Source organism: Ramlibacter sp. 2FC, from assembly GCF_005503345.1.
Lineage (GTDB): Bacteria > Pseudomonadota > Gammaproteobacteria > Burkholderiales > Burkholderiaceae_C > SCMQ01.
In genome coordinates this window covers 32,737-59,690 of record NZ_SCMM01000023.1, presented here as the reverse complement: position 1 = coordinate 59,690, position 26,954 = coordinate 32,737, and the positions used below count along the sequence as shown (strand labels likewise).

The 26,954-nt window shown below is 70.5% G+C and carries 25 protein-coding genes; 19 read left to right on the top strand and 6 right to left on the bottom strand.

The features are described 5' to 3' along the window. Positions 1-40: 40 nt before the first annotated feature. From glgC to FFS10_RS11935, 6 genes are all read left to right on the top strand, one after another. Positions 41-1,339: a glucose-1-phosphate adenylyltransferase gene (gene glgC, locus FFS10_RS11960; protein ID WP_137894691.1), complete on the top strand. Its 1,299-nt coding sequence runs from the start codon at positions 41-43 to the stop codon at positions 1,337-1,339. A gap of 26 nt (positions 1,340-1,365) precedes the next feature. Beyond that, positions 1,366-2,835, top strand: coding sequence for a glycogen synthase GlgA (gene glgA / locus FFS10_RS11955; RefSeq protein ID WP_137894706.1), 1,470 nt, complete (start codon positions 1,366-1,368; stop codon positions 2,833-2,835). A gap of 69 nt (positions 2,836-2,904) precedes the next feature. After that, entirely contained in the window at positions 2,905-5,364 is a 2,460-nt protein-coding gene (locus tag FFS10_RS11950) for a glycogen/starch/alpha-glucan phosphorylase (protein ID WP_137894690.1), read from the top strand. Positions 5,365-5,395: 31 nt separating this feature from the next. After that, complete coding sequence (locus FFS10_RS11945; RefSeq protein WP_137894689.1) at positions 5,396-7,273, top strand: alpha-amylase family protein; 1,878 nt, start codon at positions 5,396-5,398, stop codon at positions 7,271-7,273. Between the two features lie 31 nt (positions 7,274-7,304). Beyond that, positions 7,305-9,035, top strand: coding sequence for a glycoside hydrolase family 13 protein (locus tag FFS10_RS11940; RefSeq protein ID WP_137894688.1), 1,731 nt, complete (start codon positions 7,305-7,307; stop codon positions 9,033-9,035). A gap of 5 nt (positions 9,036-9,040) precedes the next feature. Beyond that, positions 9,041-10,018 (top strand): glucokinase, encoded by a 978-nt coding sequence (locus tag FFS10_RS11935; RefSeq protein WP_137894687.1) that lies wholly within the window; start codon positions 9,041-9,043, stop codon positions 10,016-10,018. Here the strand turns inward: FFS10_RS11935 and FFS10_RS11930 are convergent. Next, positions 10,015-11,229: a YbfB/YjiJ family MFS transporter gene (locus FFS10_RS11930; protein WP_249931264.1), complete on the bottom strand. Its 1,215-nt coding sequence runs from the start codon at positions 11,227-11,229 to the stop codon at positions 10,015-10,017. The genes FFS10_RS11935 and FFS10_RS11930 overlap by 4 nt on opposite strands. Before the next feature lie 126 nt (positions 11,230-11,355). On the opposite strand from FFS10_RS11930, the gene FFS10_RS11925 reads away from it, so the two are divergent. Then, the gene (locus tag FFS10_RS11925; RefSeq protein WP_137894685.1) at positions 11,356-12,465 is read left to right on the top strand and encodes an alkene reductase; all 1,110 of its coding nucleotides are present in this window, start codon (positions 11,356-11,358) and stop codon (positions 12,463-12,465) included. Here the strand turns inward: FFS10_RS11925 and FFS10_RS11920 are convergent. The 3 genes from FFS10_RS11920 to FFS10_RS11910 all read right to left on the bottom strand — a co-directional run bounded on the left by FFS10_RS11920 (position 12,444) and on the right by FFS10_RS11910 (position 15,985). Next, complete coding sequence (locus FFS10_RS11920; protein WP_137894684.1) at positions 12,444-12,998, bottom strand: phosphatase PAP2 family protein; 555 nt, start codon at positions 12,996-12,998, stop codon at positions 12,444-12,446. The genes FFS10_RS11925 and FFS10_RS11920 overlap by 22 nt on opposite strands. Before the next feature lie 88 nt (positions 12,999-13,086). Further along, on the bottom strand, positions 13,087-13,605 hold the full coding sequence (locus FFS10_RS11915; RefSeq protein ID WP_349654583.1) for a hemerythrin domain-containing protein: 519 nt from the start codon (positions 13,603-13,605) through the stop codon (positions 13,087-13,089). 181 nt (positions 13,606-13,786) lie between these two features. Further along, positions 13,787-15,985, bottom strand: a complete 2,199-nt coding sequence (locus FFS10_RS11910) for a heavy metal translocating P-type ATPase (protein WP_137894682.1) — start codon at positions 15,983-15,985, stop codon at positions 13,787-13,789. Positions 15,986-16,135: 150 nt separating this feature from the next. Between FFS10_RS11910 and FFS10_RS11905 the strand changes: the two genes are divergently transcribed. From FFS10_RS11905 to infA, 12 genes are all read left to right on the top strand, one after another. Continuing rightward, on the top strand, positions 16,136-16,333 hold the full coding sequence (locus FFS10_RS11905) for a heavy-metal-associated domain-containing protein (RefSeq protein WP_137894681.1): 198 nt from the start codon (positions 16,136-16,138) through the stop codon (positions 16,331-16,333). Positions 16,334-16,406: 73 nt separating this feature from the next. Further along, positions 16,407-17,330 (top strand): pirin family protein, encoded by a 924-nt coding sequence (locus tag FFS10_RS11900; protein ID WP_137894680.1) that lies wholly within the window; start codon positions 16,407-16,409, stop codon positions 17,328-17,330. A 185-nt stretch (positions 17,331-17,515) separates the two neighbouring features. Beyond that, positions 17,516-18,019, top strand: coding sequence for a Spy/CpxP family protein refolding chaperone (locus FFS10_RS11895; protein ID WP_137894679.1), 504 nt, complete (start codon positions 17,516-17,518; stop codon positions 18,017-18,019). A 104-nt stretch (positions 18,020-18,123) separates the two neighbouring features. Continuing rightward, on the top strand, positions 18,124-18,984 hold the full coding sequence (locus FFS10_RS11890; protein WP_137894678.1) for a DUF2189 domain-containing protein: 861 nt from the start codon (positions 18,124-18,126) through the stop codon (positions 18,982-18,984). Further along, positions 18,984-19,193 carry a DUF2788 domain-containing protein gene (locus FFS10_RS11885; RefSeq protein ID WP_171016019.1) on the top strand — a complete coding sequence of 70 codons (210 nt, stop codon included), beginning with the start codon at positions 18,984-18,986 and terminating at the stop codon, positions 19,191-19,193. Before FFS10_RS11890 ends, FFS10_RS11885 begins: the two co-directional genes overlap by 1 nt. Positions 19,194-19,197: 4 nt before the next feature. Beyond that, complete coding sequence (locus FFS10_RS11880) at positions 19,198-19,983, top strand: FAD-dependent monooxygenase (RefSeq protein WP_137894677.1); 786 nt, start codon at positions 19,198-19,200, stop codon at positions 19,981-19,983. Positions 19,984-20,367: 384 nt separating this feature from the next. Beyond that, positions 20,368-21,120 carry a septum site-determining protein MinC gene (gene minC / locus FFS10_RS11875; protein WP_137894676.1) on the top strand — a complete coding sequence of 251 codons (753 nt, stop codon included), beginning with the start codon at positions 20,368-20,370 and terminating at the stop codon, positions 21,118-21,120. A gap of 89 nt (positions 21,121-21,209) precedes the next feature. After that, positions 21,210-22,025 (top strand): septum site-determining protein MinD, encoded by an 816-nt coding sequence (gene minD, locus FFS10_RS11870; protein ID WP_137894675.1) that lies wholly within the window; start codon positions 21,210-21,212, stop codon positions 22,023-22,025. Positions 22,026-22,028: 3 nt separating this feature from the next. Next, positions 22,029-22,289, top strand: a complete 261-nt coding sequence (gene minE, locus FFS10_RS11865; RefSeq protein WP_137894674.1) for a cell division topological specificity factor MinE — start codon at positions 22,029-22,031, stop codon at positions 22,287-22,289. A 52-nt stretch (positions 22,290-22,341) separates the two neighbouring features. Next, positions 22,342-24,042, top strand: a complete 1,701-nt coding sequence (locus FFS10_RS11860) for an ABC1 kinase family protein (protein WP_137894673.1) — start codon at positions 22,342-22,344, stop codon at positions 24,040-24,042. 623 nt (positions 24,043-24,665) lie between these two features. Next, positions 24,666-24,914, top strand: a complete 249-nt coding sequence (locus tag FFS10_RS11855) for a DUF6566 family protein (RefSeq protein ID WP_171016020.1) — start codon at positions 24,666-24,668, stop codon at positions 24,912-24,914. Positions 24,915-24,944: 30 nt separating this feature from the next. Next, positions 24,945-25,199 carry a translation initiation factor IF-1 gene (gene infA, locus FFS10_RS11850; RefSeq protein ID WP_137894672.1) on the top strand — a complete coding sequence of 85 codons (255 nt, stop codon included), beginning with the start codon at positions 24,945-24,947 and terminating at the stop codon, positions 25,197-25,199. 64 nt (positions 25,200-25,263) lie between these two features. Here infA and FFS10_RS22980 read toward each other — a convergent pair whose 3' ends face one another. Continuing rightward, a complete protein-coding gene (locus FFS10_RS22980; RefSeq protein WP_171016021.1) occupies positions 25,264-25,728 on the bottom strand; it encodes a hypothetical protein in 465 nt (154 codons plus the stop codon). An 88-nt stretch (positions 25,729-25,816) separates the two neighbouring features. Then, complete coding sequence (locus tag FFS10_RS11840) at positions 25,817-26,914, bottom strand: 3-deoxy-7-phosphoheptulonate synthase (RefSeq protein WP_137894671.1); 1,098 nt, start codon at positions 26,912-26,914, stop codon at positions 25,817-25,819. Positions 26,915-26,954: the final 40 nt, after the last annotated feature.

Below are 26,954 nucleotides of genomic sequence, written 5' to 3'. Positions count from 1 at the left end.
ACCCCTTTCACACGGCAAACAACACACCAGGAAGACCACCATGGAGACATCGGACCACACCCCACCGCCGCTCACCGAGCGGCAGATGCAGCCCCACATGCTGGTGCGCCGCAGCATCGCCCTCGTGCTGGCGGGCGGGCGCGGTTCGCGCCTGAAGCAGCTCACCGACCGCCGCGCCAAGCCCGCGGTGTATTTCGGCGGCAAGTTCCGCATCATCGACTTCGCGCTGTCCAACTGCGTCAACTCCGGCATCCGGCGCATCGGCGTCATCACGCAGTACAAGTCGCATTCGCTGCTGCGCCATTTGCAGCGCGGCTGGAGCTTCCTGCGCGCCGAGCTCAACGAGATGGTCGACCTGATGCCCGCCCAGCAGCGCGTCGACGAGGAGCACTGGTACCGCGGCACCGCCGACGCCATCTACCAGAACCTCGACATCATCCAGTCCAGCCGGCCGGATTACGTGGTGGTGCTGGCCGGCGACCACATCTACAAGATGGACTACTCGCTGATGCTGCAGGACCATGTGACCAGCGGTGCCGGCTGCACGGTCGGCTGCATAGCGGTGCCGCGCGCGCAGGCCAGCGCCTTCGGCGTGATGGCCGTGGACGCCCAGCGCCGCATCACCGACTTCATGGAGAAGCCGGACCAGCCGCCGGCCATGCCGGGCAACGACGCGGTGTCGCTGGCCAGCATGGGCATCTACGTGTTCAACGCCCAGTACCTGTACCAGCTGCTCGAGGAGGACCTGAAAGACCCCGGCTCCAGCCGCGATTTCGGCAAGGACATCATCCCCCGCGTGGTGCGCGAGGGCCGGGCGCTGGCGCACCCGTTCTCGATGTCCTGCGTGTCCAGCCATGCCGCCGCCGAGCCTTACTGGCGCGACGTGGGGACCATAGACGCCTTCTGGGAGGCCAACCTGGACCTGGCCTCGGTCACCCCCGAGCTCGACATCTACGACACGCAATGGCCGATCTGGACCAGCCAGCGCCAGCTGCCCTCGGCCAAGTTCGTGCAGGACGCCGACGGCCGCTCCGGCGTGACCATCAACACCATGGTCTCGGGCGGCTGCATCGTCTCGGGCTCCACCGTCAGCAACTCGGTGCTGTTCTCCAGCGTGCGGGTGCATTCCTTCTGCGTCATCGACCAGGCGGTGCTGCTGCCCGAGGTCACCGTCGGGCGCCATTGCCGGCTCAGCCGGGTGGTGATAGACCGCGGCTGCGAGCTGCCCGACGGCCTGGTGATAGGCGAGAACGCCGAGCTCGATGCCCAGCGCTTCGAGCGCACGCCGGACGGCGTGGTGCTGGTCACCCGCCCCATGCTCGACCGCCTGCCGCATTGAACCGGGGAGCCGCGCCCATGTCCACCATGCAGATTCTCCAGGTCAGCGCCGAGTATTTCCCCCTGCTCAAGACCGGCGGTCTGGCGGACGTGACCGGTGCCCTGCCGCGGGCCCTGCGGCCCCTGGGCTGCGAGCTGCGGACCCTGCTGCCGGGATTCGCCGAGGTCCTGCGCGGCCTGCACGAGCCGGTCGAGGTCGGCAGCTGCCTGACCCCCTGGGGCCAGGCGGTGCGCGTGCTGCGCGGCGAATTGCGCGACTCGGGCAGCGCGGACGACACCCAAGGCCCGGTGGCCTATGTGGCGGACTCGGCCGCGCTCTACCTGCGTCCGGGCGGGCCTTACGAGACCCCCGACAAGCGCCCCCACCCCGACAACCACCGCCGCTTTGCGGCCCTGGCCTGGGTGGCCGCGCGCCTGGCCCGCGGCCTGGACCCGAGCTGGCGGCCCGAGCTGGTGCACGGGCACGACTGGCATGCCGGTCTGGTGCCCGCCTGCCTGGCGGCCAGCGGCGACCGGCATGTGCCCAGCCTGTTCACCATCCACAACCTGGCCTACCAGGGGCTGTTCCCGCGCAGCGACTACCAGGGCCTGGGCCTGCCGGCCGACTGGTTCCAGATCGAGGGGCTGGAGTTCCACGGCCAGCTGTCCTTCATGAAGGCCGGCCTCCACTATGCCGACCGCATCAGCACCGTCAGCCCCGGCTACGCGCGCGAGATCCAGACGCCCGAGTTCGGCTGCGGCCTCGACGGCCTGCTGCGTCACCGCAGCGCCGTGCTGAGCGGCATCCTCAACGGCATCGACGACCGGGTCTGGGACCCGCGCCGGGACGCGCAGCTCCAGGCCCGCTACGACGCCGACAGCCTGGACCGCCGGGCCCTCAACAAGGCCGCCCTGCAGGCCGAGCTGGGCCTGGAGCCCAGGCCGGAGCTGCCGCTGTTCACCGTGGTCAGCCGCCTGACCGAGCAAAAAGGCCTGCCCCTGGTGCTGGACGGCACCGATGCCCTGGTGCAGCGGGGCGCTCAATTGCTGCTGCTGGGCAGCGGCGACAGCGCGCTCGAAGCCGCCTTCCAGGCCAAGGCCGGTCAGCACCCCGGCCGCGTGGCCGTGCGCCTGGGCTACGACGAGGCGCTGTCGCACCGCATCTTCGGCGGCGGCGACGTCGCGCTGGTGCCCTCGCGCTTCGAGCCCTGCGGCCTGACCCAGATGTACGGCCTGGCCTACGGCTGCGTGCCCCTGGTGCGCCGCGTGGGCGGGCTGGCCGACACCGTGACCGACGCCGACCTCGTCACCCTGGTCGACGGCAGCGCCACCGGCGTGGTGTTCGAGCGCATGGACAGCGCCGACTTCGGGCACGCGGTGCAGCGCATGCTGGCGCTCTACCGCCGACCGGCCGACTGGCGCCAGGTGCAGCAGGCCGGCATGCGCCAGCCCCTGCACTGGGGCGACGCGGCGGCCCGTTACCAGGCCCTGTACCGCAGCATGCTGCCCGGCCGCTGACCGCCTCCGGACATCGTTGCGCCTTCCTTCATACCGCCCGCTCCTGACCGGGCTCCCCACGAAGCGTTCATGAGCTCCTCCTCCGAATTCCACTACGACGCCCCCGCCAACGACGCGCAGGCCCTGCGCACCGCGATCGCCAACCGCCTGGTCTTCAGCGTGGGCAAGGACCCCTCGGCCGCCCGTCCCGAGGACTGGCTGCACGCGGCCGCCTACGCGGTGCGCGACCGCCTGGTCGAGCGCTGGATGCGCAGCACCCACGCGCAGTACGACCAGGACCTCAAGCGCGTGTACTACCTGTCGATGGAGTTCCTGATGGGGCGCGCCTTCGACAACGCCCTGCTGGCCCTGGGCCTGCGCGAGCCGCTGCGCCAGGCGCTGACCGAGCTGGGCGCCGACATGCAGGTGCTGGCGGCCCTGGAGCCGGACGCCGCGCTCGGCAACGGCGGCCTGGGCCGCCTGGCCGCCTGCTTCCTCGACTCCATGGCCACGCTGGGCATTGCCGGCTACGGCTACGGCATACGCTACGACTACGGCATGTTCCGCCAGACCATCGTGAACGGCCAGCAGGTCGAGGTGCCGGATGACTGGCTCACCCAAGGCAACCCCTGGGAGTTCCCGCGCCCCGAGGTCAGCTACCGCGTGCAGTTCGGCGGCCGCGTCACGGAACAGGACGGCCGCCGCGCCTGGGTCGACACGCAGGACGTGCGGGCCATGGCCTACGACACCATCGTGCCGGGCTACGGCACAGCCGCCACCAACACCCTGCGCCTGTGGTCCGCCAAGGCCACCGAGGAGATCGACCTCGGCGCCTTCAACCGCGGCAACTACTTCGCGGCGGTCGAGGGCAAGAACCACTCCGAGAACGTCTCGCGCGTGCTCTACCCCGACGACTCCACGCCGTCCGGCCGCGAGCTGCGCCTGCGCCAGGAGCATTTCTTCGTCAGCGCCAGCGTGCAGGACCTGCTGCGCCGCTACCTGGACGGCCATGCCGGCTTCGAGCGGCTGCCCGAGAAGGTCAGCATCCACCTGAACGACACCCACCCCGTGCTGGCCATTCCGGAACTGATGCGCCTGCTGCTCGACGAGCACGGCCTGGCCTGGGCCGACGCCTGGCGGCTGTGCCAGGGCGTGTTCTCCTACACCAACCACACCCTGATGCACGAGGCGCTGGAGACCTGGCCGCTGGAGATGCTGGGCCGCGTCCTGCCGCGCCACCTGCAGATCATCTTCGAGATCAACGGCCATTTCCTGCACCGGCTCACGCCCTCGCGCGGCCACGAGGTAGAGCTGATGCGCCGCGTCTCGCTGATCGACGAGAGCGGCGAGCGCCGCGTGCGCATGGCCTACCTGGCGGTGGTGGGCAGCCATTCCGTCAACGGCGTCTCGGCCCTGCACACCGAGCTGATGCAGCGCTCCATCTTCGCCGACTTCGCGGCCCTGTGGCCCGAGCGCTTCAACAACAAGACCAACGGCATCACGCCGCGGCGCTGGCTGGCGCAGGCCAACCCGGCACTGGCCAGCCTGCTCGACCAGCGCCTGGGCGCCGGCTGGCGGCGCGACCTGTCCCAGCTGCAGAGCCTCAAGCCGCTGGCCAAGGAGGCCGCGTTCCGCAAGGCCTTCGCCGCCGCCAAGCTGGCCAACAAGCGGCGCCTGGCGGACTGGCTGGCCAGCCACATGGGGCTGGCGGTGTCCACCGATGCGCTGTTCGACGTGCAGGTCAAGCGCATCCACGAGTACAAGCGCCAGCTGCTGAACCTGCTGCACGTGGTCCACCGCTACCTGCGCCTGCTCGACGAGCCGTCCGCCGTGGCCGTGCCGCGCGTGGTGCTGTTCGCGGGCAAGGCCGCGTCGGCCTACCACGCGGCCAAGCAGATCATCCGCCTGATCAACGACGTGGCCGCCACCGTCAACGCCGACCCGCGCGTGGGCGACCGGCTCAAGCTGGTGTTCGTGCCCAACTACAGCGTGAGCCTGGCCGAGATGATCATCCCGGCGGCCGACCTGTCGGAGCAGATCTCCACCGCCGGCACCGAAGCCTCGGGCACCGGCAACATGAAGTTCGCCCTCAACGGCGCCCTGACCATAGGCACGCTGGATGGCGCCAACGTGGAAATCCTGGAACAGGTGGGGGCCGACAACATCTTCATCTTCGGCCACACCACCCCCGAGGTGCAGGCCCTGCGCAGCGCCGGCTACCAGCCGCGCGAGTGGATGGCGCGCAGCCCCGGGCTGCGGCGCGTGCTCGAGGCCCTGCGCGACGGCCTGTTCAGCCCCGACGAGCCCAGCCGCTACCAGGGCCTCTACGACATGCTCGTGAACTGGGGCGACCACTACCTGCTGCTGGCCGATTACGAGCGCTACATCGCGGCGCAGGACGCCGTCGACCGCGCCTACCAGGACCAGGAGGCCTGGGTGCGCAAGGCCATCGCCAACGTGGCCGCCATGGGCCCGTTCTCGTCGGACCGCACCATCGCCGAGTACGCCCGCGACATCTGGCGCTGCGAGCCCCTGCGCCTGCCGTCCTGACACCCCCACCCATGGAAGAGACATAAGAGACATGCAAGCCCTGCTCAACACATTGACCGAGCGCCTGGCGGCCGCGCGGGCGCGCCAGGCCGCCTGGCCGCCCTTTGCACAGCGCCTGCAGGCGCACGGCCAGCGCCTGCTCGACGAACTGCACCACCTCTACGGCCAGCGCGAGGACTTCGCCGAGGTGGCCGAGCGGCTGCTGGCCGTGGCCTACGAGGGCTGGCGCGAGCGCTCGCCCGGCCTGCGCCAGCTCGACGCGCAGCGCGAGGCCACGCCCGACTGGTTCGCGTCCGAGCAGATGCTGGGCGCGGTCTGCTATGCCGACCTCTGGGCCGGCGGCTTCAAGGGCCTGCAGGCGCAGATCCCCTACTTCAAGGAGCTGGGCCTGAGCTACCTGCACCTGATGCCGCCCTACCTGTGCCCGCAGCCGCACAACGACGGCGGCTACGCCGTCAGCAGCTACCGCGACACGCAGCCGCAGCTGGGCAGCATGGCCGAGCTGCGCAGCCTGGCCACCCAGCTGCGCAAGGCCGGCATCTCGCTGGTGCTGGACTTCGTGTTCAACCACACCTCCGACGAGCACGCGTGGGCCCAGGCCGCGCGCGCGGGCGACCCCGCGTACAGCGGCTACTACTGGATGTTCCCGGACCGCGGCGAGCCCGACGCGTACGAGCAGACCGTGCGCGAGATCTTCCCCGACGAGCACCCCGGCGCCTTCAGCCAGCTGCCCGACGGCCGCTGGGTCTGGACCACCTTCCACAGCTACCAGTGGGACCTGAACTACAGCAACCCCGAGGTGTTCACCGCCATGGCGCGCGAGATGCTGTTCATCGCCAACCTGGGCGTGGACTTCCTGCGCATGGACGCCGTGGCCTTCGTCTGGAAGCGCAAGGGCACGCCATGCGAGAACCTGCCCGAGGCGCACCGCCTGCTGCGCGCCTACAACGCGCTGGCGCGCATCGCCGCGCCCTCGCTTATGTTCAAGAGCGAGGCCATCGTGCACCCCGACGACGTGGTCGGCTACATCTCGCCCGAGGAATGCCAGGTCTCCTACAACCCGCTGCAGATGGCGCTGCTGTGGAATTCGCTGGCCACCCGCGAGGTGAACCTGCTGCAGTACGCGCTGGAAAAGCGCCACGCCCTGCCCGCGCACACCGCCTGGGTCAACTACGTGCGCAGCCACGACGACATCGGCTGGACCTTTGCCGACGAGGACGCCGCCCTGTACGGCATCAAGGGCTTCGACCACCGGCAGTTCCTCAACAAGTTCTTCGTCAACCGCTTCGAGGACAGCTTCGCGCGCGGCGAACCCTTCCAGGACAACCCGGTCACGGGCGACTGCCGCATCAGCGGCACCGCGGCCTCGCTGTGCGGGCTGGCCCAGGGCGACGTGCACGGCGTGGCGCGCATGCTGCTGCTCTACGGCGTGGTGCTGTCCAGCGGCGGCATCCCGCTGCTCTACCTGGGCGACGAGGTCGGCACCCTCAACGACCACGGCTACGGCAAGGACGCGCACAAGGCCGCGGACAGCCGCTGGCTGCACCGTCCGCCGCGCGACGAGGCGCGCTACGCCCAGCGCCACGACCCGACCAGCCAGGCCGGCCAGCTGCACGCGGGCCTGCGCCAGCTGATCGCGCTGCGCCGCCACCTGCCCGCGCTCGCGGGCGGGTGCCTGCAGGCCTTCTGGACCCACAACCCGGCGGTGCTCGGCTACCAGCGCGGTCCGCTGGACGACGGCGTGCTGGTGCTCGGCAACTTCAGCGAGCACCCGCAGCGCGTGGCCGCGCCCGTGCTCTCGGCCCTGCCCGCGCGCGCGCTCGACCTGGTCAGCGGGCGCGGCCTCGCGCTCGACCAGGACCTCACGCTCCAACCCTACCAGCAGCTGTGGCTGCGCCTGGCGGCCTGAGCGCCACCGACTTCGAAAAGGACGTTTCCTCATGACAGCATCCGCACAGGCCCCCGCGCCGCGCCGCGACTGGCAGCGCTCGGTCGTCTACCAGATCTACCCGCGCAGCTTCTGCGACAGCAACGGCGACGGCATAGGCGATCTCAAGGGCATCACCAGCCGGCTCGACCACCTGCAGCAGCTCGGGGTGGACGTGGTCTGGCTCTCGCCGGTCTACTCCTCGCCCCAGGACGACAACGGCTACGACATCTCCGACTACCGGGCCATCGCCCCCGAGTTCGGCAGCATGGCCGACTTCGAGGAAATGCTCGCCGCCATGCACGCGCGCGGCATCCGCCTGATGATGGACCTGGTGGTCAACCACAGCTCGGACGAGCATGCCTGGTTCCAGGAGGCGCGCAAGAGCCGCGACAACCCCTGCCACGACTACTACATCTGGCGCGAGCCCGGGCCGGACGGCGCGCCGCCCAACAACTGGGAGGCGGCCTTCCAGGGCTCGGTCTGGGCCTGGAACGAGGCCACGGGCGAGTACTACCTGCACATGTTCAGCCCCAGGCAGCCGGACCTGAACTGGGAGAACCCCAGGGTCAGGCAGGAGGTCCACGCCCTGATGCGCTTCTGGCTCGACAAGGGCGTGGACGGCTTCCGCATGGACGTGATCAACATGATCTCCAAGCCCTGGCGGGCCGACAGCAGCCTGCCCGACGCGCCCGCGGTGCGCGAGGGCTTCCTGCAGCCCGGCTTCGCGCTGAGCTGCAACGGCCCGCGCCTGCTCGAGTTCCTGGCCGAGATGCGGCGCGAGGTGCTGGACCACTACGACACGATCACCGTCGGCGAGGCGCCCATGGCCACCACGCGCCAGGGCGTGCAGATCACCAACCCGCAGAGCGGCGCGCTCGACATGCTGTTCCAGTTCGAGCACATGGACCTCGACTCCCAGCCCGGCCACCCCGACGGCAAATGGGCGCTCAAGCCGCTGGACCTGCGCGAGTTCAAGGCCACGATGTCGCGCTGGCAGGACGCGCTGGCGGGCCAGGGCTGGAACAGCCTCTACCTCTCCAACCACGACCAGCCGCGCCCGGTCTCGCGCTTCGGCGACGACGGGGCTTACCGCGTCGCCTCGGCCAAGATGCTCGCCACCTGCCTGCATTTGCTGCAGGGCACGCCCTACGTCTACCAGGGCGAGGAGCTGGGCATGACCAACGTGCGCTTCGAATCGATCGACGACTACCGGGACATAGAGACGCTCAACCGCTACCGCGTCGCGGTGCACGAGCGCGGCCAGGACCCGGCCCAGGTCATGGCCGCGATCCACGCCAAGAGCCGCGACAACGCGCGCACGCCCATGCACTGGAGCGCCGGCCCCAACGCTGGCTTCACCGGCGGCCGGCCCTGGATCGCGCTGAACCCCAACTTCCACGAGCTCAATGCCGAGCAGGCCCTGGCCGACCCGGACTCGGTGTTCCATTACTACCGCCGCCTGATCGCGCTGCGCCACGCCCACCCGGTGATCGTGCACGGCCGCTACGACCTGCTGCTGCCCGGCCACACCGAGATCTACGCCTACACGCGCAGCCTGGCCCACGAGCACCTGCTGGTGGTCTGCAACTTCAGCGCCCAGACCCCGCGCTTCGCCCTGCCGCCCGAACTCCAGGCCTCCGAGCGCCGCCTGCTGATCGCCAACTACCCGGTCGACGCCGGCGAAGACCTGCGCTCGCTGAGCCTGCGTCCCTACGAGGCGCGCGCCTACCTGCTGAACTGACGACCATGAACCACTTTGTCCCGCCGGGCCAGCCCCGGCTGCTCGCCGACGTCGGCGGCACCAACGCGCGCTTCGCCTGGCAGGCCGGCCCGGGCGCGCCGATCGAACAGCAAATCACCCTGCCCTGCGCCGGCTACGCCACGCTCGAGGACGCGCTGCGCGACTACCTGGCGCGCTGCGAGCGGCCGCTGCCGCGCGAGGGCGCGATAGCCATCGCCAACCCGGTGGACGGCGACCGCGTACAGATGACCAACCACCACTGGTCGTTCTCGATTGCCGCGCTGCAGCGGGCCCTGGGCTTCGCGCGGCTCGAGGTGCTGAACGACTTCACGGCCCTGGCCCTGGCCCTGCCGGCGCTGCCGCCCCAGGCGCTGCGCCAGCTCGGCGGCGGTGCGGCCCGCGACCAGGCCGCGATCGCCCTGATCGGCCCCGGCACCGGCCTGGGCGTCTCGGGCCTGCTGCCCGACGGGGGCGGCGGCTGGGTGCCGCTGCGCGGCGAGGGCGGCCATGTGAGCCTGGCGCCGGACAACGCGCGCGAGCAGCAGGTGGTGGCGGCGCTGGCGCGGCGCCATGGCCACGCCTCGGCCGAGCGCGCGGTCAGCGGCCAGGGCCTGGTCGACATCCACCGCGCGCTCTGCGAGGCCGACGGCCTGGCGCCGCCCGAGGACTGGGGCGCGGCCGAGGTCAGCCAGGCCGCGCTGGCCGGCAGCGACGCGCGCTGCGTGGAGGCGCTCACGATGTTCTGCGCCTTGCTGGGCTCGGTGGCCGGCAACCTGGCGCTGACGCTCGGCGCCCAGGGCGGGGTCTACCTGGGCGGCGGCATCGTGCCGCGCCTGGGCCCCTGGTTCGATCGCTCGCCGTTCCGCGCACGCTTCGAGGCCAAGGGCCGCTTTCGCGCCTACCTGGCCGCGATCCCGGTGTTCGTGATCGAGGCGGCCCAGTCGCCGGCCCTGCTCGGCGCGGCGCGCGCGCTCGACGCCTAGGGTTTGAGCGAGCGCTGGCGCGCCGCCAGCGCCGCCCCCAGCCAGAGCGCGCCGGCCGAGAACACCAGGCCGCGCGCCAGCCCGCCCGGACCGTCGGCGATCCAGCCCACCACCGTGGGCCCGAGGATCTGGCCGGCCGCGAACACGATGGTGAAGGCGCTGATGCCGGCCGCCCATTGCGCGGGCGCCAGGTTGTGCCGCACCAGGGCCGTGGTCGACGCCACCACCGACAGGAACACGCCGCCGAACAGCAGGCCCGAGACCAGCACCAGCGGCCAGGCCGAACTCAGCGCCGGCAGCAGCGTGGCCACGCCCAGCAGGGCGTTCAGCAGGGCCAGGGCCTGGCCGCCGCGGCAGCGGTCCAGCAGGCCGGCCCACAGCCGCGCCGAACCCACCACGGCCAGCCCCAGCAGGGTATAGAACAGCGTGATGGCCGCCGGCGCCAGGCCCTGCTCGCGCAGCAGAGCGATCACGAAGGTCATGTAGCCGATGTAGCCCATGCCGAACAGCGTGTAGCTGGCCAGCGCGAAGCCCAGCGGACGCCAGTCCAGCCGCCCGTGGACCGGCTCGGCGGCGCCGGCGGCCGGCAGCACCGCCGTGAGCCGCTGCAGGCGCCGCACCGGCCCCCACAGCAGGGCCGTGGCCGCCAGGCAGGCCGCGGCCAGGACCCACCAGGCCCAGGTCCAGCCATGGGGCAGGGCCCGCGCGGCGGTCAGCGCCGCCGGCACGCCCAGGGCCGACAGCGCGATGCCCCAGCCCGTGCCGCCGTAGTACAGGCCCAGCAGCAGGCCCGCGCGGCCCGGTGCCAGCACGCCCAGGCGCGCCGCGAGCAGGCCGCCCGCGATGAAGATGAAGGCGCTGGCCACGCCGGCCAGCAGGCGCTGCAGCAGCAGCGGCGCGGCCGCGGTGAAGAAGCCGCTCAAGGCCATGAACAGGCTGGCCAGCAACGCCCCGCCGAGCAGCAGGCGCGCGGCGTCGAGGTGGCGCAGCAGGGCCGGCGTGGCCAGGGCCCCAAGCAGGTAGCCCAGGGCGTTGACCGTGTTCATGGCCCCGGCCAGGGTGTAGCTCCAGCCCAGGTCGGCCCGCATCGGCGGCAGCAGCAGGCCGTAGGCAAAGCGCGTGATGCCCAGCGACACCGCGGCGCCCAGAGAGAGCGCCAGCGCCAGCACGATCAGGGTGCGTGGCGAGGTGGCGGGGGCTGCGTGGGACATGGCTGCCCGCATTCTGCCCGCGCCGCTGGCGCCAAGCTGTCGGTCCCCTGTCACATGCGTGCGGCAAGGACAATGGAAAACCCTTAGATTTGGGTCTCCTGCATTTTTTCCCCAAGCACAAGCCACATGTCTTCCCTGTTCGATCCCGTCCAGGCCGGCCGCCTCGCGCTGGCCAACCGCATCGTCATGGCCCCGCTCACGCGCAACCGCGCGCCCGGCGCCATCCCCACGCCGCTGATGGCCACCTACTACGCCCAGCGCGCCAGCGCCGGCCTGATCGTGACCGAGGCCACGGCCATCAGCCACCAGGGCCAGGGCTACGCCGACGTGCCCGGGATCTGGAGCGAGGAGCAGGTGGCGGCCTGGAAGCCCGTGACCGAGGCGGTGCACGCGGCCGGCGGCAGGATCGTGGTGCAGCTCTGGCATGTGGGCCGGGTCTCGCACGTGGACCTGCAGCCGGGCGGCCAGGCACCGGTCGCGCCCTCGGCCATCACCGCGAAGACCAAGACCGTGCTGATCCGTGAGGGAGTACCCACTTTCGTCGAAACCTCAACGCCGAGGGCCCTCGACATCAGCGAACTGCCCGGCATCGTGGCCGACTACCGGCGCGCCGCGCGCAACGCCATCGCCGCCGGCTTCGACGGCGTCGAGATCCACGGCGCCAACGGCTACCTGCTCGACCAGTTCCTGCGCGCCGGCAGCAACCAGCGCAGCGACGCCTACGGCGGCCCCATCGCCCACCGTGCGCGCCTGCTGCTCGAGGTGGTGCAGGCCGTGTCCGAGGAGATCGGCGCAGGCCGCACCGGCCTGCGCCTGTCGCCGGTGACGCCGGCCAACGACGCCAGCGATCCCGAACCCCAGCCGCTGTTCGAGCATGTGGTGGCGCGCCTGGCGCCGCTGGGCCTGGCCTACCTGCATGTGATCGAGGGCGCCACCGGCGGCGCGCGCGACCACCAGCAGGGCGAACGCCCGTTCGACTACGCAGCCCTGCGCGCCGCCTACCGCGCGGCCGGCGGCCAGGGCGCCTGGATGGTGAACAACGGGCTGGACCGGGCGCTGGCCGAAACCTCGCTGTCCCAGGGCGCCGACCTGGTCGCCTTCGGCAAGGCCTTCATCGCCAACCCGGACCTGGTGCAGCGCCTGCGCGCCGGCGGCCCCTTCAATGCGCCGGACCGCAGCACCTTCTACGGCGGCGACCACCGCGGCTACACCGACTACCCGGCGCTGGCCGCCTGAGGCCCGGCGCAGCGCAGCGCCCCCACGGCGCGCCACGAGGCGCGCGCCAGCCAGGCCGCCAGCCAGCCCACCGGCAGGGCGGCCAGGATGTCGAGCGGGAAATGCACGCCCAGGTAGACCCGGCTCCAGCCGACCAGGGCGCCGAGCAGCAGCACCGCGCCGCCGAGGCGGCGCGAGGCCTGCAGCCACAGGGCGAAGCCCAGGCTGAACATGCCGGTGGCGTGGCTGCTGGGCAGGCCGGCGCGCGCCGCATGATCGAGCCAGAGCGGGCCCAGGTCCAGCATGAAGGGCCTGGGCTGCGGCCAGTGGCGGTGCACCAGGCCCGCCAGCAGGGCGCCTATGGCGACCGCCAGCAGGGCCTGCAGCAGCCGGCGCCGCAGGTGCATCGGCCCGACCAGGCTCAGCGCCAGCAGCAGCCCGCCCACGACCTGGACCAGGGACTGGGCGCACAGCAGCGCGAAGGCCAGCAGGCCGGCCTCGGGCTGGCTGCCGGCATGGAGCCACTGGAACCACTGGACATTGAGCGCTTGCATGGGTCGGCCATTCGTTGGAATGGCCGCAGCCTACGCCGCTCAGATGAAGGCTTGATGAAAGCCCGCGCCGGCCGGCGCCCTCGCCGCCTCAGGCCTCGCCCAGCCCGATCGGCGCCGGCGCCTTCATCACGATGCGCGTGAACAGGCGGTCGTAGGCCGGGTCGGGCGGGTACTTGCCGGTCAGCGGGTCGCGGTTGCGCTCGAACGCGGCGTCGAGCTCGGCCCATTCGGTCTCGCTCAGCTGCATCTCGGCCTCGGGCAGGATCACCGACTCTTCCAGCCGCATGTGCTCGAGGTAGAAGTCCACATAGGGCTTGAAGGCGTCGACGAAGGCCTGGCGCCGCGACTCGCCGAGCAGTTCCCAGGCCAGCAGCAGGTGCTGCAGCTCGCGCACCTGGGCCTCGCCGTGCAGGTGGTCGCGCTCCAGCCGCGTCACGGTCTCCATGAGCTCAGGCGAGCGCCTGGCCACGCGCGGGAACAGCAGGTCCGACTCCTTGGGATGGTGCAGGCGCTCGGGGAACTCGTCGATGTAGAACAGCATGGCGCGCAGCACGTCGAAGAAGCGCTCCGCATCGTCCTGCGGACCGCGCTCCACCATCATGCGCATGGAATGCATGCATGGCGGCGAGCGAGGAATGCTCGTCGCGGATGATCTGCAGGCTGGTGTGTCTCATGGCGTCTCCTGGCACGGTGGGTATGGCCCCAAGCATGCCTGCCGCCCGCCGCTCCCACCATGACGCAGATCAAGCCGAACGCAGGTAACCGGGCTGGCGCCGGGCAACCAGCCGCTACGCTTTCCAGCGCCGCAGCAGCAGGGCGTTGCTCATCACGCTGACCGAGCTCAGCGCCATCGCGGCGCCGGCCAGCACCGGGTTCAGGTAGCCCAGGGCCGCCAGCGGGATGCCGGCCACGTTGTAGAAGAAGGCCCAGAACAGGTTCTGCCGGATCTTGGCCACCGTGCGGTCCGAGATGTCCAGCGCCGCCGCCACCAGGCCGACCTCGCCGCGCATCAGCGTGATGCCGGCCGCGTGCATGGCCACGTCGGTGCCGTTGCCCATGGCCAGTCCCACGTCGGCCGCGGCCAGGGCCGGCGCGTCGTTGACGCCGTCGCCGACCATGGAAACCACATGTCCGCCCTGCTTGAGCTGCGCCACCAGCGCGGCCTTGTCGCCGGGCAGCACCTCGGCCATCACCTCGCCAGCCTCGGGCCTGAGGCCCAGGCGGCGCGCCATGGCCTCGGCGGCGCCGCGGTTGTCGCCCGAGATCATGACGGTCTTGATGCCGCGCGCGCGCAGCGCGGCCAGGGCCTCTCGTGCGCCCGGCTTGGGCGCATCGCCGAAGGCCATGAGGGCCCGCAAAGTCAGACCATCGCTGGTCCGCTCGGCCATGGCCGAGACCGTGGCCCCCTCGGCCTGCAGCTCGGCCGCACGCGCCGCGAGCGGTCCCAGGGCCACGCCGAGCTCGTCCATCCAGCGCAGGCTGCCGATCAGCCAGCTGCGCGCGCCCAGCTCGCCCTCGCTGCCACGGCCCGGCACGGCGCGCAGGCCGTCGGGCGCCGCGATCGCCAGGCCGCGCCCGCGCGCCGCCGCGACCACGGCGCGCGCGAGCGGATGCTCGCTGCCGCTTTGCAGGCTGGCCGCTGTGCGCAGCAACCCCGCCTCGTCCTGGCCCTCGGCCGCGACGAGCGCGGTCAGCAGCGGCTGGCCCACGGTCAGCGTGCCGGTCTTGTCGAAGGCCACGGTGTCGACCCGGTGCGCGAGCTCGAGCGCCTGCGCGTCCTTGATCAGTATGCCGTGCCGCGCCGCCACGCCGGTGCCGGCCATGATGGCGGCCGGCGTGGCCAGGCCCAGGGCACAGGGACAGGCGATCACCAGCACCGCCACCGCATGGATCAGCGCGCTCTCGAAGGAGGCGCCGGCCCACAGCCAGCCGAGCAGCGTGACCAGCGCCACCCCCATCACCACGGGCACGAACACCGCCGAGACCCGGTCCACCAGGCGCTGTATCGGCGCCTTGGCCGCCTGCGCGTCCTCCACCAGCCGGATGATCTGCGCCAGCACGGTCTCGCTGCCCACGGCCTCGACCAGCATCAGCACCCGGCCCTCGCCGTTGATGGCGCCGCCGGTCAGCTTGCTGCCCGCGTCCTTGCTGACCGGCAGCGGTTCCCCGGTCAGCATGGATTCGTCGACCTGGGTGTGGCCCTCGAGCAGCCGGCCGTCGACCGGAAAGCGCTCGCCCGGGCGCACCACCACGCGGTCGCCGACCAGCAGCTCGCCCACCGGCACATCCATCTCGCCGTCCGGCCCCATCACATGGGCCAGCTCGGGCCGCAGCGCGTGCAGGGCGCGGATCGCGGCCGTGGTCTGCCGCTTGGCGCGCGCCTCCAGCCACTTGCCCAGCAGCACCAGGGTCACGACCACGGCCGAGGCCTCGAAGTACAGGTGGGGCATGTCGCCTTCCTCGGCCACCAGCCACAGCCAGACCGACAAGGCCCAGCCCGCCGTCGTGCCTATGGCCACCAGCAGGTCCATGTTGCCGCTGCCGGCCTTGAGCGCATGCCAGCCGGCCTTGTAGAAGCGCGCGCCGAGCCAGAACTGCACCGGCGTGGCCAGCAGGAACTGCAGCCAGGCCGGCAGCATCCAGTGCAGGCCGAGCAGATCGCCCACCATGGGCACGACCAGGGGCAGCGACAGCAGCAGGCCCCAGGCCACCGGCCCGAAGCCAGCCCAGGGCGAGGTGGCCGCCGCATCGATCGCGGCGTCGGCGGCGCGCGGCTCGTAGCCGGCGTCGCGCACCGCGCGGCGCAGCCGCGCCTCCATCTGCTCGCCGTGCGCGTAGACGATGCGCGCCGACTCGGTCGCCAGGTTGACGCTGGCATCCTGCACGCCGGGCACCTTCCTGAGCGCCTTCTCCACGCGCGTCACGCAGGAGGCGCAGGTCATGCCGCCTATGCCCAGGTCCAGGGAGGGGGTGGTCGTGGTGTTCATGTGTGCAGTCTCATCTTTCCCATGATGGGAAGGTCAAGCCTTGCGCCGGATCAACCCTGGCTCAAGCAGGGTCGGCGACCAGGGGCTTGACCCTCCCACGATGGCAAGGTCCAGGCTATGCTTTCCCAGTCATCGAAAGAGGAATACGCCATGAACCAGAGCTTCACTGTACAGGGCATGACCTGCGGCCACTGCGAGAAGGCCGTGACCCGCGCCATCCGCCAGCTCGACCCGCAGGCCGAGGTGCGCATAGACCGCTCCCAGGGTCGCGTCGAGGTCCAGTCCGAACAGCCGCGCGAGTCGCTGGCCCAGGCCATCGCCGAGGAAGGCTACGCGGTCGCGGCATGAACCGGCACGCGGGCGAGGCCGCATGACATGGATCGGTGTGGCCAAGGCCGCCTGGCTGCGGCATCATGTGGCCATGAACACCCCCGCCCACCTCCCCTTCGTCGAGCAGCCGAGCCGCGTCGAACGGCTGGTCACCGGTCAGCCCACCAGCGACGGCGCGGGCGTCAAGCTCAGGCGCGTGCTCACGCAGGACCTGCAGCAGCGGCTGGACCCCTTCCTGATGCTCGACAGCTTCGCCAGCGACAACCCCGACGACTACGGCGCGGGCTTTCCCGACCACCCGCACCGCGGCTTCGAGACCGTGACCTACATGATCGCCGGCCGCATGCGCCACAAGGACAGCGCCGGCCACGAGGGCCTGCTGCAAAACGGCGGCGTGCAGTGGATGACCGCCGGCCGCGGCCTGATCCACAGCGAGCTGCCCGAGCAGGAGGAGGGCGTGATGGAGGGCTTCCAGCTGTGGCTCAACCTGCCGGCACGCGACAAGATGTGCGAGCCCGGCTACCGCGACATCCAGAGCGAGGAGATCCCCGTGTTCACCACGCCCGACGGCGCCGACGGCGACCTGCGCGGCAGCGTGCATGTGCGCGTGATCGCCGGCAGCTCGCACGGCGTGGCCGGCGCCATGCAGCGCGACCCGGCGCGCTTTCCGACCGACCCGCTGTACCTGGACCTGCATTTCCTGGTCGAGGGCGCCACCTTCCAGCAGCCTCTGCCGCCCGAGCACAACGCCTTCCTCTACGTCTACCGCGGCACCGTGGAGGTGCTGGCACCGAACGGCGAGGTCACGGCCGTGCCCCGGCAGCAGATGGCCATCCTGGCCAACCAGGGCGACGGCGTCTGCCTTCACGCCGCGACCGACCAGGACACGCGCGCCCTGCTGATCGCCGGCCGGCCGCTGCGCGAGCCGATCGCGCAGTACGGCCCCTTCGTGATGAACACGCGCGAGCAGCTGATGCAGGCCATGGACGATTTCCGCAACGGCCGCCTGGCCTGACCCGCGTCCGGGTCCAGCCGCGCCAGCCCCGCGTGATCGAAAAGGCCGGCTTACCGGCCTTTTTCATGCAACTTTACAAAGGCTCATGCAGGCGCCATGGGGGCGATACAAGGCCCGCGCAGACTTCCCTTCAACCTGATGCCCGCCTTGCGCCGTCAGGCTTCTTCTCAAGGAAAGTAAGCACCATGAAACAGTTTCGCAAACACCTGCTCGTCGCCACCCTGCTGGCCTCCCTGGGCCTGGCCGCCACCGCCCAGACGCCTCCTCCTCCCGGCGGTCCGCCGGCTGCGCAACGCATGGAACCGCACGACCCGGCGCGCATGCATCAGCGCATGCAGGAGCACCGCGCCAAGCACCTGGCCGAGCTCAAGGAAACGCTCAAGCTGAACCCGGCCCAGGAAAGCGCCTGGACCGCCTTCACCGCCGCCACCCAGCTGCCGGCCACGCCGCGCGCACGCCCGGACCGCGCCGAGTTCGAGAAGCTCAGCACGCCCGAGCGCATCGACCGGATGCAGGCCTTCAAGGCCGAGCGCGACGAGCAGATGCGCCGCTACGCCGACGCCACCAAGACCTTCTACGCCGCGCTGACGCCCGAGCAGAAGAAGACCTTCGATGACCAGACCCTGCGCCATTTCGGCCGTGGCCGCCACGGTCAACAGGGCCACCACGGCATGGGCCCGCGCCACTGAAGCCCGGCTCTACAGGGCCGCGATCCGCCGGGCGCCTCGCCGCCCGGCGTGAATTGACACAGATCAAGCCTGTTTGGGGCCAGGCGCGCTAAGCTTGCCGCACCGTGCCGCCCGCCCCTTCCCCCAAGCCTCCCCAGAAGCCCGCGCAGGCCGCACCGGCCCTGCCCGCGGTGCGCGAGATCGCCCTGGACCAGCCGCTGCACTGGCTGGCCCTGGCCTGGCGCGACATCGCGCGCTGCGGCTGGCTCAGCTTCTTCCATGGGCTGGCGCTGGCCAGCTTCGGCGCAATGCTGGTGGCGCTGGCGCACGACCGCTTCTGGCTGCTGGCCGGCGCCTTCTCGGGTTTCCTGGTCGTCGCGCCGGTGCTGGCCACCAGCCTCTATGCCATGAGCCGCGCCCTGGAGCGCGGCGAGCCGGTGAACCTGCGCCTGCTGGTCGCCACCTGGACCCGCTGGCAGGGCTGGCGCCGGCGCGAGCCGGCCGGCTACTGGAGCCTGGTGCGCTTCGGCCTGCTCTTGGCCCTGGCGGGAACGGGCTGGGTGCTGACCTCGGCCGCGCTGATCACCCTGCTCGCGCCCCAGCCCGTGCTCACGCCCATGGACTTCGTGCGCCATGTGGTGCTGGCGCCTGGCCACCACCTGTTCGAGCTCTGGCTCACGCTGGGCGGGCTGCTGGCCGCGCCGGTGTTCGCCTCCAGCGTGGTCGCCATGCCGCTGCTGCTGGACCGCCGGGTCACGGTGCTGCAGGCCGTGCTCACCAGCTGGCAGGCGGTATTGAGCAACCCCCTGCCCCTGGCCCTGTGGGCCGCGCTGATCATGGGCTTCACGCTGCTGGGACTGCTGTCGCTGCTGCTGGGCCTGGTCTTCGTCGTGCCCCTGCTCGGCCATGCCAGCTGGCATGCCTACCGCGACCTGGTCGACGCCACGGCCCTGCCCGAGCGCCTGCCGCCCGCCGGGGAGGCCTGATGTTCGGCTACACGGAAGAGCAGATCGCCGCCTTCGGCCTCAGCTTCGGCGTGGCCGCCTTCATGCTCTACATGCTGTTCATCATCGCCCACCTGGCCTGGCAGTCCAAGGCCGGCAAGTTCGGCACCTTCGTGCTGTTCCTGGGCCTGGCCTTCGGCATGGTGGGCTTTGCCGCCAAGTTCGTGATCCAGTGGATGCTGGAGAAATAGGCGGCTGGTCAAGGCTACGGCCCTTGCGCCGCGTCAACGCGCCCCGCGCCAGGCCCTGCGCGCCCGGCTGCTGGTGGCGGCCGACAGCCGATTCTCGGCAACGCGGCGCGCCATGGGCATCGCCGCCGACCAGCACGACTTCGGCCGCAGCATGCTGGTGTGCTGCATGAACCACGAGAAGCCGCACCAGCACACGGCCTGGGAATGGTTCGACCATGGCCAGACCCTGGCCCTGCTGCCGATGAACGACGACCCGGCCAGCGGCGCGCCGCGCGCCTCGGTCGTGCTCACCCTGCCCACGCCGGCCATAGAGCCGCTGCTGACTCTGGAGCCGCCGGCCTTCGGCCGCGAGATGACGCGCCGCTTCGCGGGCCGCCTGGGCCCCATGAGCCTGGCCAGCACGCGCCACGCCTACCCGCTGGTGGCCGTCTACCCGCAGCGCCTGGTCGGGCCGCGCTTTGCCTGCGTGGGCGACGCCGCCCTGGGCATGCACCCGGTCACGGCCCATGGCTTCAACCTGGGCCTGCTGGGCGTGGAGCGCCTGGCCGCCCGCGTGCGCGCCGCCCAGACCGCCGGCCGCGACATCGCCGCGCCGCAGGACCTGGCGGCCTACGAACGCGAGCAGCGCCAGGCCTCGCGGCCGATCTACCTCGCGACCCAGCTGATCGCGCGCCTGTACACCCAGGAGAGCCCGCCGGCACGCCTGCTGCGCGGCCTGGCGCTGCGCCTGGGCCAGCATTGCCCGCCGTTCAAGCGCGCCGTGGCGGCCGCCTTGACGGGCGCGCATTGAGCCCGAAAACGCACCAGCGGCACAAAGCTGTGGATAGTTTTTTGACAAGTAGGCACTTATCCACAGAAAAAGCCCGTGGCCCTGATTTGTTCATGGCTGCGGCACACCACGGAAGCATGGGCGCCCACATGAGTTCATCGCATGCAAGTGCCTGACATGACTGGGAAAAAATGGCTTTTCCACAGAAGCAGCCGATCCTTATCTACTACGACTATTAATTAATAGAGAACAGAAAGAAAACCAGGAACAACTTCAGGCCGCCGTATGAGCGCCGCGGCAAGGCCCATTGCCGCCGCTGAAAACTCTGGTGACCGGCGTTGCGCCCGCTCACAAGTGGCGGCCGCCCGGCTGTTAAGATTTGCTTCTTTCCGTGCCCTTTTTCCCATGCCTGTTGCCCTCGCAGGAAGCGCCCCTGCAACGTTCGAGATCAAGAGCGCGAACCTGCCTCTGGTGGCGCTGCTGCTGAAGTCGGCCGAGCTGGCTGACGTGGCAAGGGATCTGGCCCAGCGCTTCGGCGACATCCCCGACTTCTTCGACCAGGACCCGCTGCTGGTCGACCTGACCCCGCTGCAGGACAGCGACCCGGAAGCGGAACTGGACTTCCCCGCCCTGCTGGAGCTGCTGCGCGGCTACCGCCTGCTGCCGCTGGCGGTGCGCGGCGGCAGCCCGGCCCAGCTCGCCGCGGCCCAGGCCGCCGGCCTGGTGCCTGCCGCCGACGCCCTGGTGCAGAAAACCCAGGCCGCGGCGCCGGCACCCGCTCCGGCCGCAGCACCCGCCGCGGCCCAGCCGCAAGGCGCCCTGGTGATAGACCGTCCCCTGCGTTCGGGACAGCAGGTCTATGCGCGCGGCCGCGACCTGATCGTGCGCGCCATCGTCAACCCGGGCGCCGAGGTGATCGCCGACGGCCACATCCATGTCTACGCGCCGCTGCGCGGCAAGGCCATCGCGGGCGCGCGCGGCGACGGCCAGGCCCGTATCTTCGCGCTCAGCATGGAACCCGAGCTGATCTCCATCGCCGGCATCTACCGGACCAGCGAAAATGCGCTGCCGCCCGAAATCTGGGGCCAACCCACCCAGGTGCGCCTGGTGGCGGGCCCGGACGGCGACAAGCTGGTCATGGAACCGCTGAAAGCCTGAACAGCCATGAAACCCCCACGCTTGTCGCTTTGCGTGCTGTGCCGGCCTGAATTCCACCCACCCACATTTTTCAGAAAGACTTTTCACTGATGGCAAAAATCGTCGTTGTGACTTCGGGCAAAGGCGGTGTGGGCAAGACCACCACCAGCGCCAGCTTCGCCACCGGCCTCGCCCTGCGCGGCTTCAAGACCGCCGTGATCGATTTCGACGTCGGCCTGCGCAACCTGGACCTGATCATGGGTTGCGAGCGGCGCGTGGTCTACGACTTCATCAACGTGATCCAGGGCGAGGCCAACCTCAACCAGGCCCTGATCAAGGACAAGCAGAGCGACAAGCTCTACGTGCTGGCCGCCTCGCAGACGCGTGACAAGGACGCGCTGACCCAGGATGGGGTCGAGAAGGTGCTGAACGACCTGGCCGCCATGGGCTTCGAGTACATCGTCTGCGACTCGCCGGCCGGCATCGAGACCGGGGCCCTGATGGCCATGCATTTCGCCGACGAGGCCCTGGTGGTGACCAACCCCGAGGTGTCCTCGGTGCGCGACTCCGACCGCATCCTGGGCATGCTGGGCAGCAAGACCCGGCGCGCGATCGCGGGCAAGGAGCCGGTCAAGGAGCACCTGCTGATCACGCGCTACAACCCCAACCGCGTGGCCGACGGCCAGATGCTCTCGCTCGAGGACATCCAGGACATCCTGCGCATCCGGCTGATCGGCGTGGTGCCCGAGAGCGAGGCCGTGCTGCAGGCCTCCAACCAGGGCACGCCGGCCGTGCACCTCAAGGGCACGGACGTGGCCAACGCCTACCTCGACGTGATCGACCGTTTCCTGGGCGAGGACCGCCCCATGCGCTTCGTCGACGCGGAGAAGCCCGGCTTCCTCAAGCGCCTGTTCGGAGGGCGCTGAGCCATGTCCTTACTCTCCTTCCTGCTCGGCGAGAAGAAAAAGACCGCCAGCGTGGCCAAAGAGCGGTTGCAGATCATCCTGGCCCACGAGCGCAGCGGGCGCAACCCCGGCGAGCCGGACTACCTGCCGGCCCTGCAGCGCGACCTGATGGCCGTGATCTGCAAGTACATCAAGATCAACCAGCAGGACATCAAGGTCCACCTCGAGCGCCAGGACAACCTCGAGGTGCTCGAAGTCAAGATCGAGCTGCCGGACGCCAAGTGATGCCGCCCAAGCCCGGGTAGGCGCAGGCAGGGCGCGGGGCTATCATGCCCCCATGCTGATCGAGACCCTGGGCACGGCGCGCGATCTCAGACGCCTCAACGACATCGTTGGCGTACTGATACGGCACGGTTTCGGCGACACCGTGCGCCGTCTCAACCTGGCCGACCAGCTGGAGCGCGCCGGCCACGCGCTCAAGTGGGAGCATGTGGCCGACCTGGCCCGCATCGAGCCGCCGGCCCAGGTGCGCCTGGCGCTGGAGGAACTCGGCCCCGCCTTCGTCAAGCTCGGCCAGATCCTGGCCGGCCGCGCGGACCTGTTCGGCCCCGAATGGATTGCCGAGCTCGAGAAGCTGCACGCCCAGGTGCCGGCCGTGCCCTTCGAGGAACTGCGGCTGCAGCTGTGCGAGGACCTCGGCGGCGAACCCGAGGCCGTGTTCGCCCGCTTCGACACCGAGCCGGTGGCCGCGGCCTCGATCGCCCAGGTGCACCGGGCCCAGCTCAAGGACGGCACCGAGGTCGTGGTCAAGATCCGCCGGCCCGGCATACGCGAGGTGATCGAGGCCGACCTGCGCCTGCTGGCACGCCTGGCCGCCCTGGCCGAGGCCGAGATGCTGGCGCTCAAGCCCTACCGGCCGCGCCAGCTGGTGCGCGAGTTCTCGCGCTCGCTGCGGCGCGAGCTCGACCTCGCGGCCGAGTGCCGCCACGCCGAGCGCATAGGCGCCAACCTGGCCGCCATTCCCGAGATCGTGATCCCGCGCGTGCACTGGCAGCACACCCACGAGCGCATCAACGTGCAGGACCATGTGGGCGGCATTCCCGGCAACCAGCTCGACGCGCTCAGCCCCGAGGCCGGCTTCGACCGCGCCGAGCTCGCGCGGCGCGGTGCCCACGCCGTGCTCAAGATGATCGTCGAGGACGGCTTCTTCCACGCCGACCCGCATCCCGGCAACGTGTTCTACCTGCCGGGCAACCGCATCGCCTTCATCGACTTTGGCATGGTGGGGCGACTCTCGGTACGCAGGCGCGAGGAGCTGCTGCAGCTGCTGCTGGGCCTGGTCGAGCACGACCCCCAGGCCGTGGCCGACGTGCTGCTGGACTGGACCGGCGACGACCATGCCGTGAACCAGGCCCAGCTCGAGACCGAGATCGAGGCCTTCGTCGACCAGTACCACGGCGTGCCCCTGGCCCAGCTCAACCTGGGCCAGATGCTGGCCGACGTGACGGCCATCCTGCGCGAGCACCACCTGGCCCTGCCTTCCGACCTGGCCTTGCTGATCAAGGCCTTCATCACGCTAGAGGGCATGGGGCGCAACCTGGACCCGGGTTTCCACATGGCCACCGAGGCCCTGCCGCTGCTCAAGCAGGTGATACGTGCGCGCTACCAGCCCAAGGCCCTGGCCCAGCGCACCTGGCAGACCCTGCGCCGCGCCATGGCCCTGGCCGAGCAGCTGCCGCACGATGTCTCGCGCCTGCTGCGCAGCGCGCGCCGTGGCCAGGTGCACGTCAACATCGAGCTCGCCCACCTGCGCCGCGTCGGCGACCAGATCGACCGCGCCGCCAGCCGCCTGGCCCTGGCCCTGGTGATCGCGGCTCTGATCATTGGCTCGTCCATCGTGATGACCGTGCGCGCCGGCCCCACCTTGTTCGGCCTGCCGGCCTTCGGCTTCATGGGTTTCGGCGGCGCCGTGATCGGCGGCCTGTGGCTGGTGCGCGCGATCTGGCGCAGCAACCGGCACCGCGACGAGGACGACTGAAGGCCCGTCGGCCGGCGCGAGTTGTTTTCCTGTCTTCTTCTTATCTTCTAATTTTTAATAGTAGTAGTAGATAAGCCTGCGCCTCTTCTGTGGACAAGGCTCTTTTTTCCTTCCAGGACAAGGATTTGCAGAGGGTGGCTGGCTGTGGGCGGGTGCGCGCTCGCGCTGTCCTCGAAAACTGAACAAGTCGGCGCCGGGCCGCCGGCCTGTGGACAACTGCCCTGTTGTGCCGAAACCATCCACAGGCTTGTCCCGCACCCGGGGTTGCCGCGCTGCCCGCAGGTCTTTTGCGATGCCGGCGACCCCCAATCGAGGAACGTGGTACATTCCTTGCTCGTCCTTGGCGACTGACTGCGTTCCGGCCTTCTGTGGTCTGCACGCATCCGCCCCCGGCAGAGGGGCACGCAGTCCGGCCCTGCATGGGCGTACCTGGCCACCCATCTCACGGCGTGGCGGTTTATTCTCCCTTCTGTTCACGACGCCGCTGCTGCGGTTCGTGCCCCGGCCCCTGCCTTCGTGGCGGCGGCCCAGGGTCTCCAGGCGGGCTTGAACGGCAGCAGGGCTGCCACGGTCCCGTATTCGGGCGTTGCCGGCCAGGGGCCGCGCGCCCTGGCATTTTCTTGATGATTCATAACGACAAACGTTTTTCGCATTCCGCCATCACCCTCGGCAAGTACCGCATTGCCGCGTGCCCTCGCGCGCTCGAGGGCGGCCGCTATGCCGCGCAGGTGTCCATCGCCAGCGGCCGCGGCAGCGCGTCCACCGACCGGGTGATGCGCTTCATCGACGATTTCCCCACCCACGAGGCGGCCGCAAGCTACGCCATCGAGCAGGGGCTGAACTGGGTGCGCGAGACCACGCGCGCGCATTGATTGATCTCATTACCAAGATAGGAACAGACCATGGCCAAGGAAGACCTGATTGAGATGATGGGCGTCGTGAACGAGGTGCTGCCCGACACGCGCTTTCGTGTGACGCTGGAAAACGGTCACCAGCTGGTGGCCTATTCGGCGGGCAAGATGCGCAAGAACCACATCCGCATCCTGGCCGGCGACAAGGTCTCGCTGGAGCTGTCGCCCTACGACCTGAGCAAGGGCCGCATCAAGTTCCGCCACCTCGAGGGCCGCGGCCCCATGGCGCCGCGCCGCCCGCGCTGAAGGCAAGAAAAAAGCGCCCCCTGCGCTGAGCAAGGGGCGCCCGGTTTCACCGTATTGCCGTGGCTTAGGGCGCGGCCTTCAGGTCGGCCTGGCCCTGGGCTTTGACGCCGGCATCGAGCTGCGTCGCGCCCTGCAGCTTTTCCTTGCCGCGCTGGGCCGCCTTGGCGCCCTTGCGTGCACCCTGGCGCGCGTCCTCGGCCACTGCCTTGCCGTCCGCCGAGACGGCGCCGCTCACATCGGCCCCTATGCCGGTCTGGCCGCTGGCCTTGGCGTCGGTCACGGCCGAGGTGGCCGTGGCGCCCTGGCTGTTGGTGCCAGACTGGGCCTGGTTCTGCTCCAGGGCGCGGGCCCGCACATCAGCGCCGGCACCCGCCTGGGCACCCACGCTCACGCCCGCAGCCCCCGCGTTCGCTCCCACACCAGCGCCCACCCCCACGCCGAGGCCGGCAGCCTGCGCCGACAGGCCCCAGGTCATGGCCGTGGTGATCAGCATCGCGGCGGGAATGGAACGCAGAGAGAACTTCGTCATGTGTAGCTCCTTGGCTGTTGAACACGGCTTCAGTCTGCCCGGATTCGCTGTTACATGGACGTCGCGGATGTAGAGCTTGTAACCGGATCTAGGTGCCGCGACGCGCCCGCACCGCCTGCGCCAGCTGCTGCAGCACCGGCACGGTCTGCGCCATGCTGATGCAGGCGTCGGTCACCGAGACGCCGTACTCCAGCGGCTGGCCGGGCACGATGTCCTGCCGGCCCTCGTTCAGATGGCTCTCGATCATCACGCCCATGATGCGGCGCTCGCCGCCCGCGACCTGGCGCGCCACGTCGGCGGCCACGTCGATCTGGCGCTCGTGGCGCTTGCTGCTGTTGGCGTGCGAGAGGTCTATCATCACCTGCTCGCGCAGGCCGGCGGCCTTGAGCAGGGCGCAGGCGGCGGCCACGTCGGCCGCGCTGTAGTTGGGCTGCTTGCCGCCGCGCAGGATCACATGGCAGTCGTCGTTGCCGCGCGTCTCGAAGATCGCGGACTGGCCCATCTTGGTCATGCCCATGAAGGCGTGCGGCGCCTGCGCGGCCAGGATGGCGTCGGCCGCCACCTTGACGCCGCCGTCGGTGCCGTTCTTGAAGCCCACCGGACAGGACAGGCCCGAGGCCAGCTGGCGGTGGCTCTGGCTCTCGGTGGTGCGCGCGCCGATCGCGCCCCAGCTCACGAGCTCGCTGATGAACTGCGGGCTCAGCAGGTCCAGGAACTCGGTGCCCACCGGCAGGCCCAGCGCCAGCAGGTCCAGCAGCAGCTGGCGCGCCATCTCCAGCCCCTCGTTGATCGCGAAGCTGCCGTCCAGGTGCGGGTCGTTGATATAGCCCTTCCAGCCCACGGTGGTGCGCGGCTTCTCGAAGTAGACCCGCATCACGATCAGCAGCTCGTCCTGCAGGGCGTCGGCCTGGGCCTTGAGCAGCTGCGCATAGGCCATGGCCTGGTCGTGGTCGTGGATGGAACAGGGGCCGACCACCACCACCAAGCGGTCGTCGGCGCCGTGCAGCACGCGCGAGATGGCGGCGCGGCTTTGCGCCACCAGGGCCTCGGCCGCCTCGGGCACGGGCAGCCATTCCTGCAGCAGGGCCGGCGTGATCAGGGGACGCACGGCGCCGATGCGCGTGTCGTCTATGCGCGTGGTGTCGCGGGTGGACAGAGGGGTGGCGGGGTGGACATGGGCTTTCATGCCGGGAATTATGGGCGCTGCCGCCTGCCGGAGCCCTGGT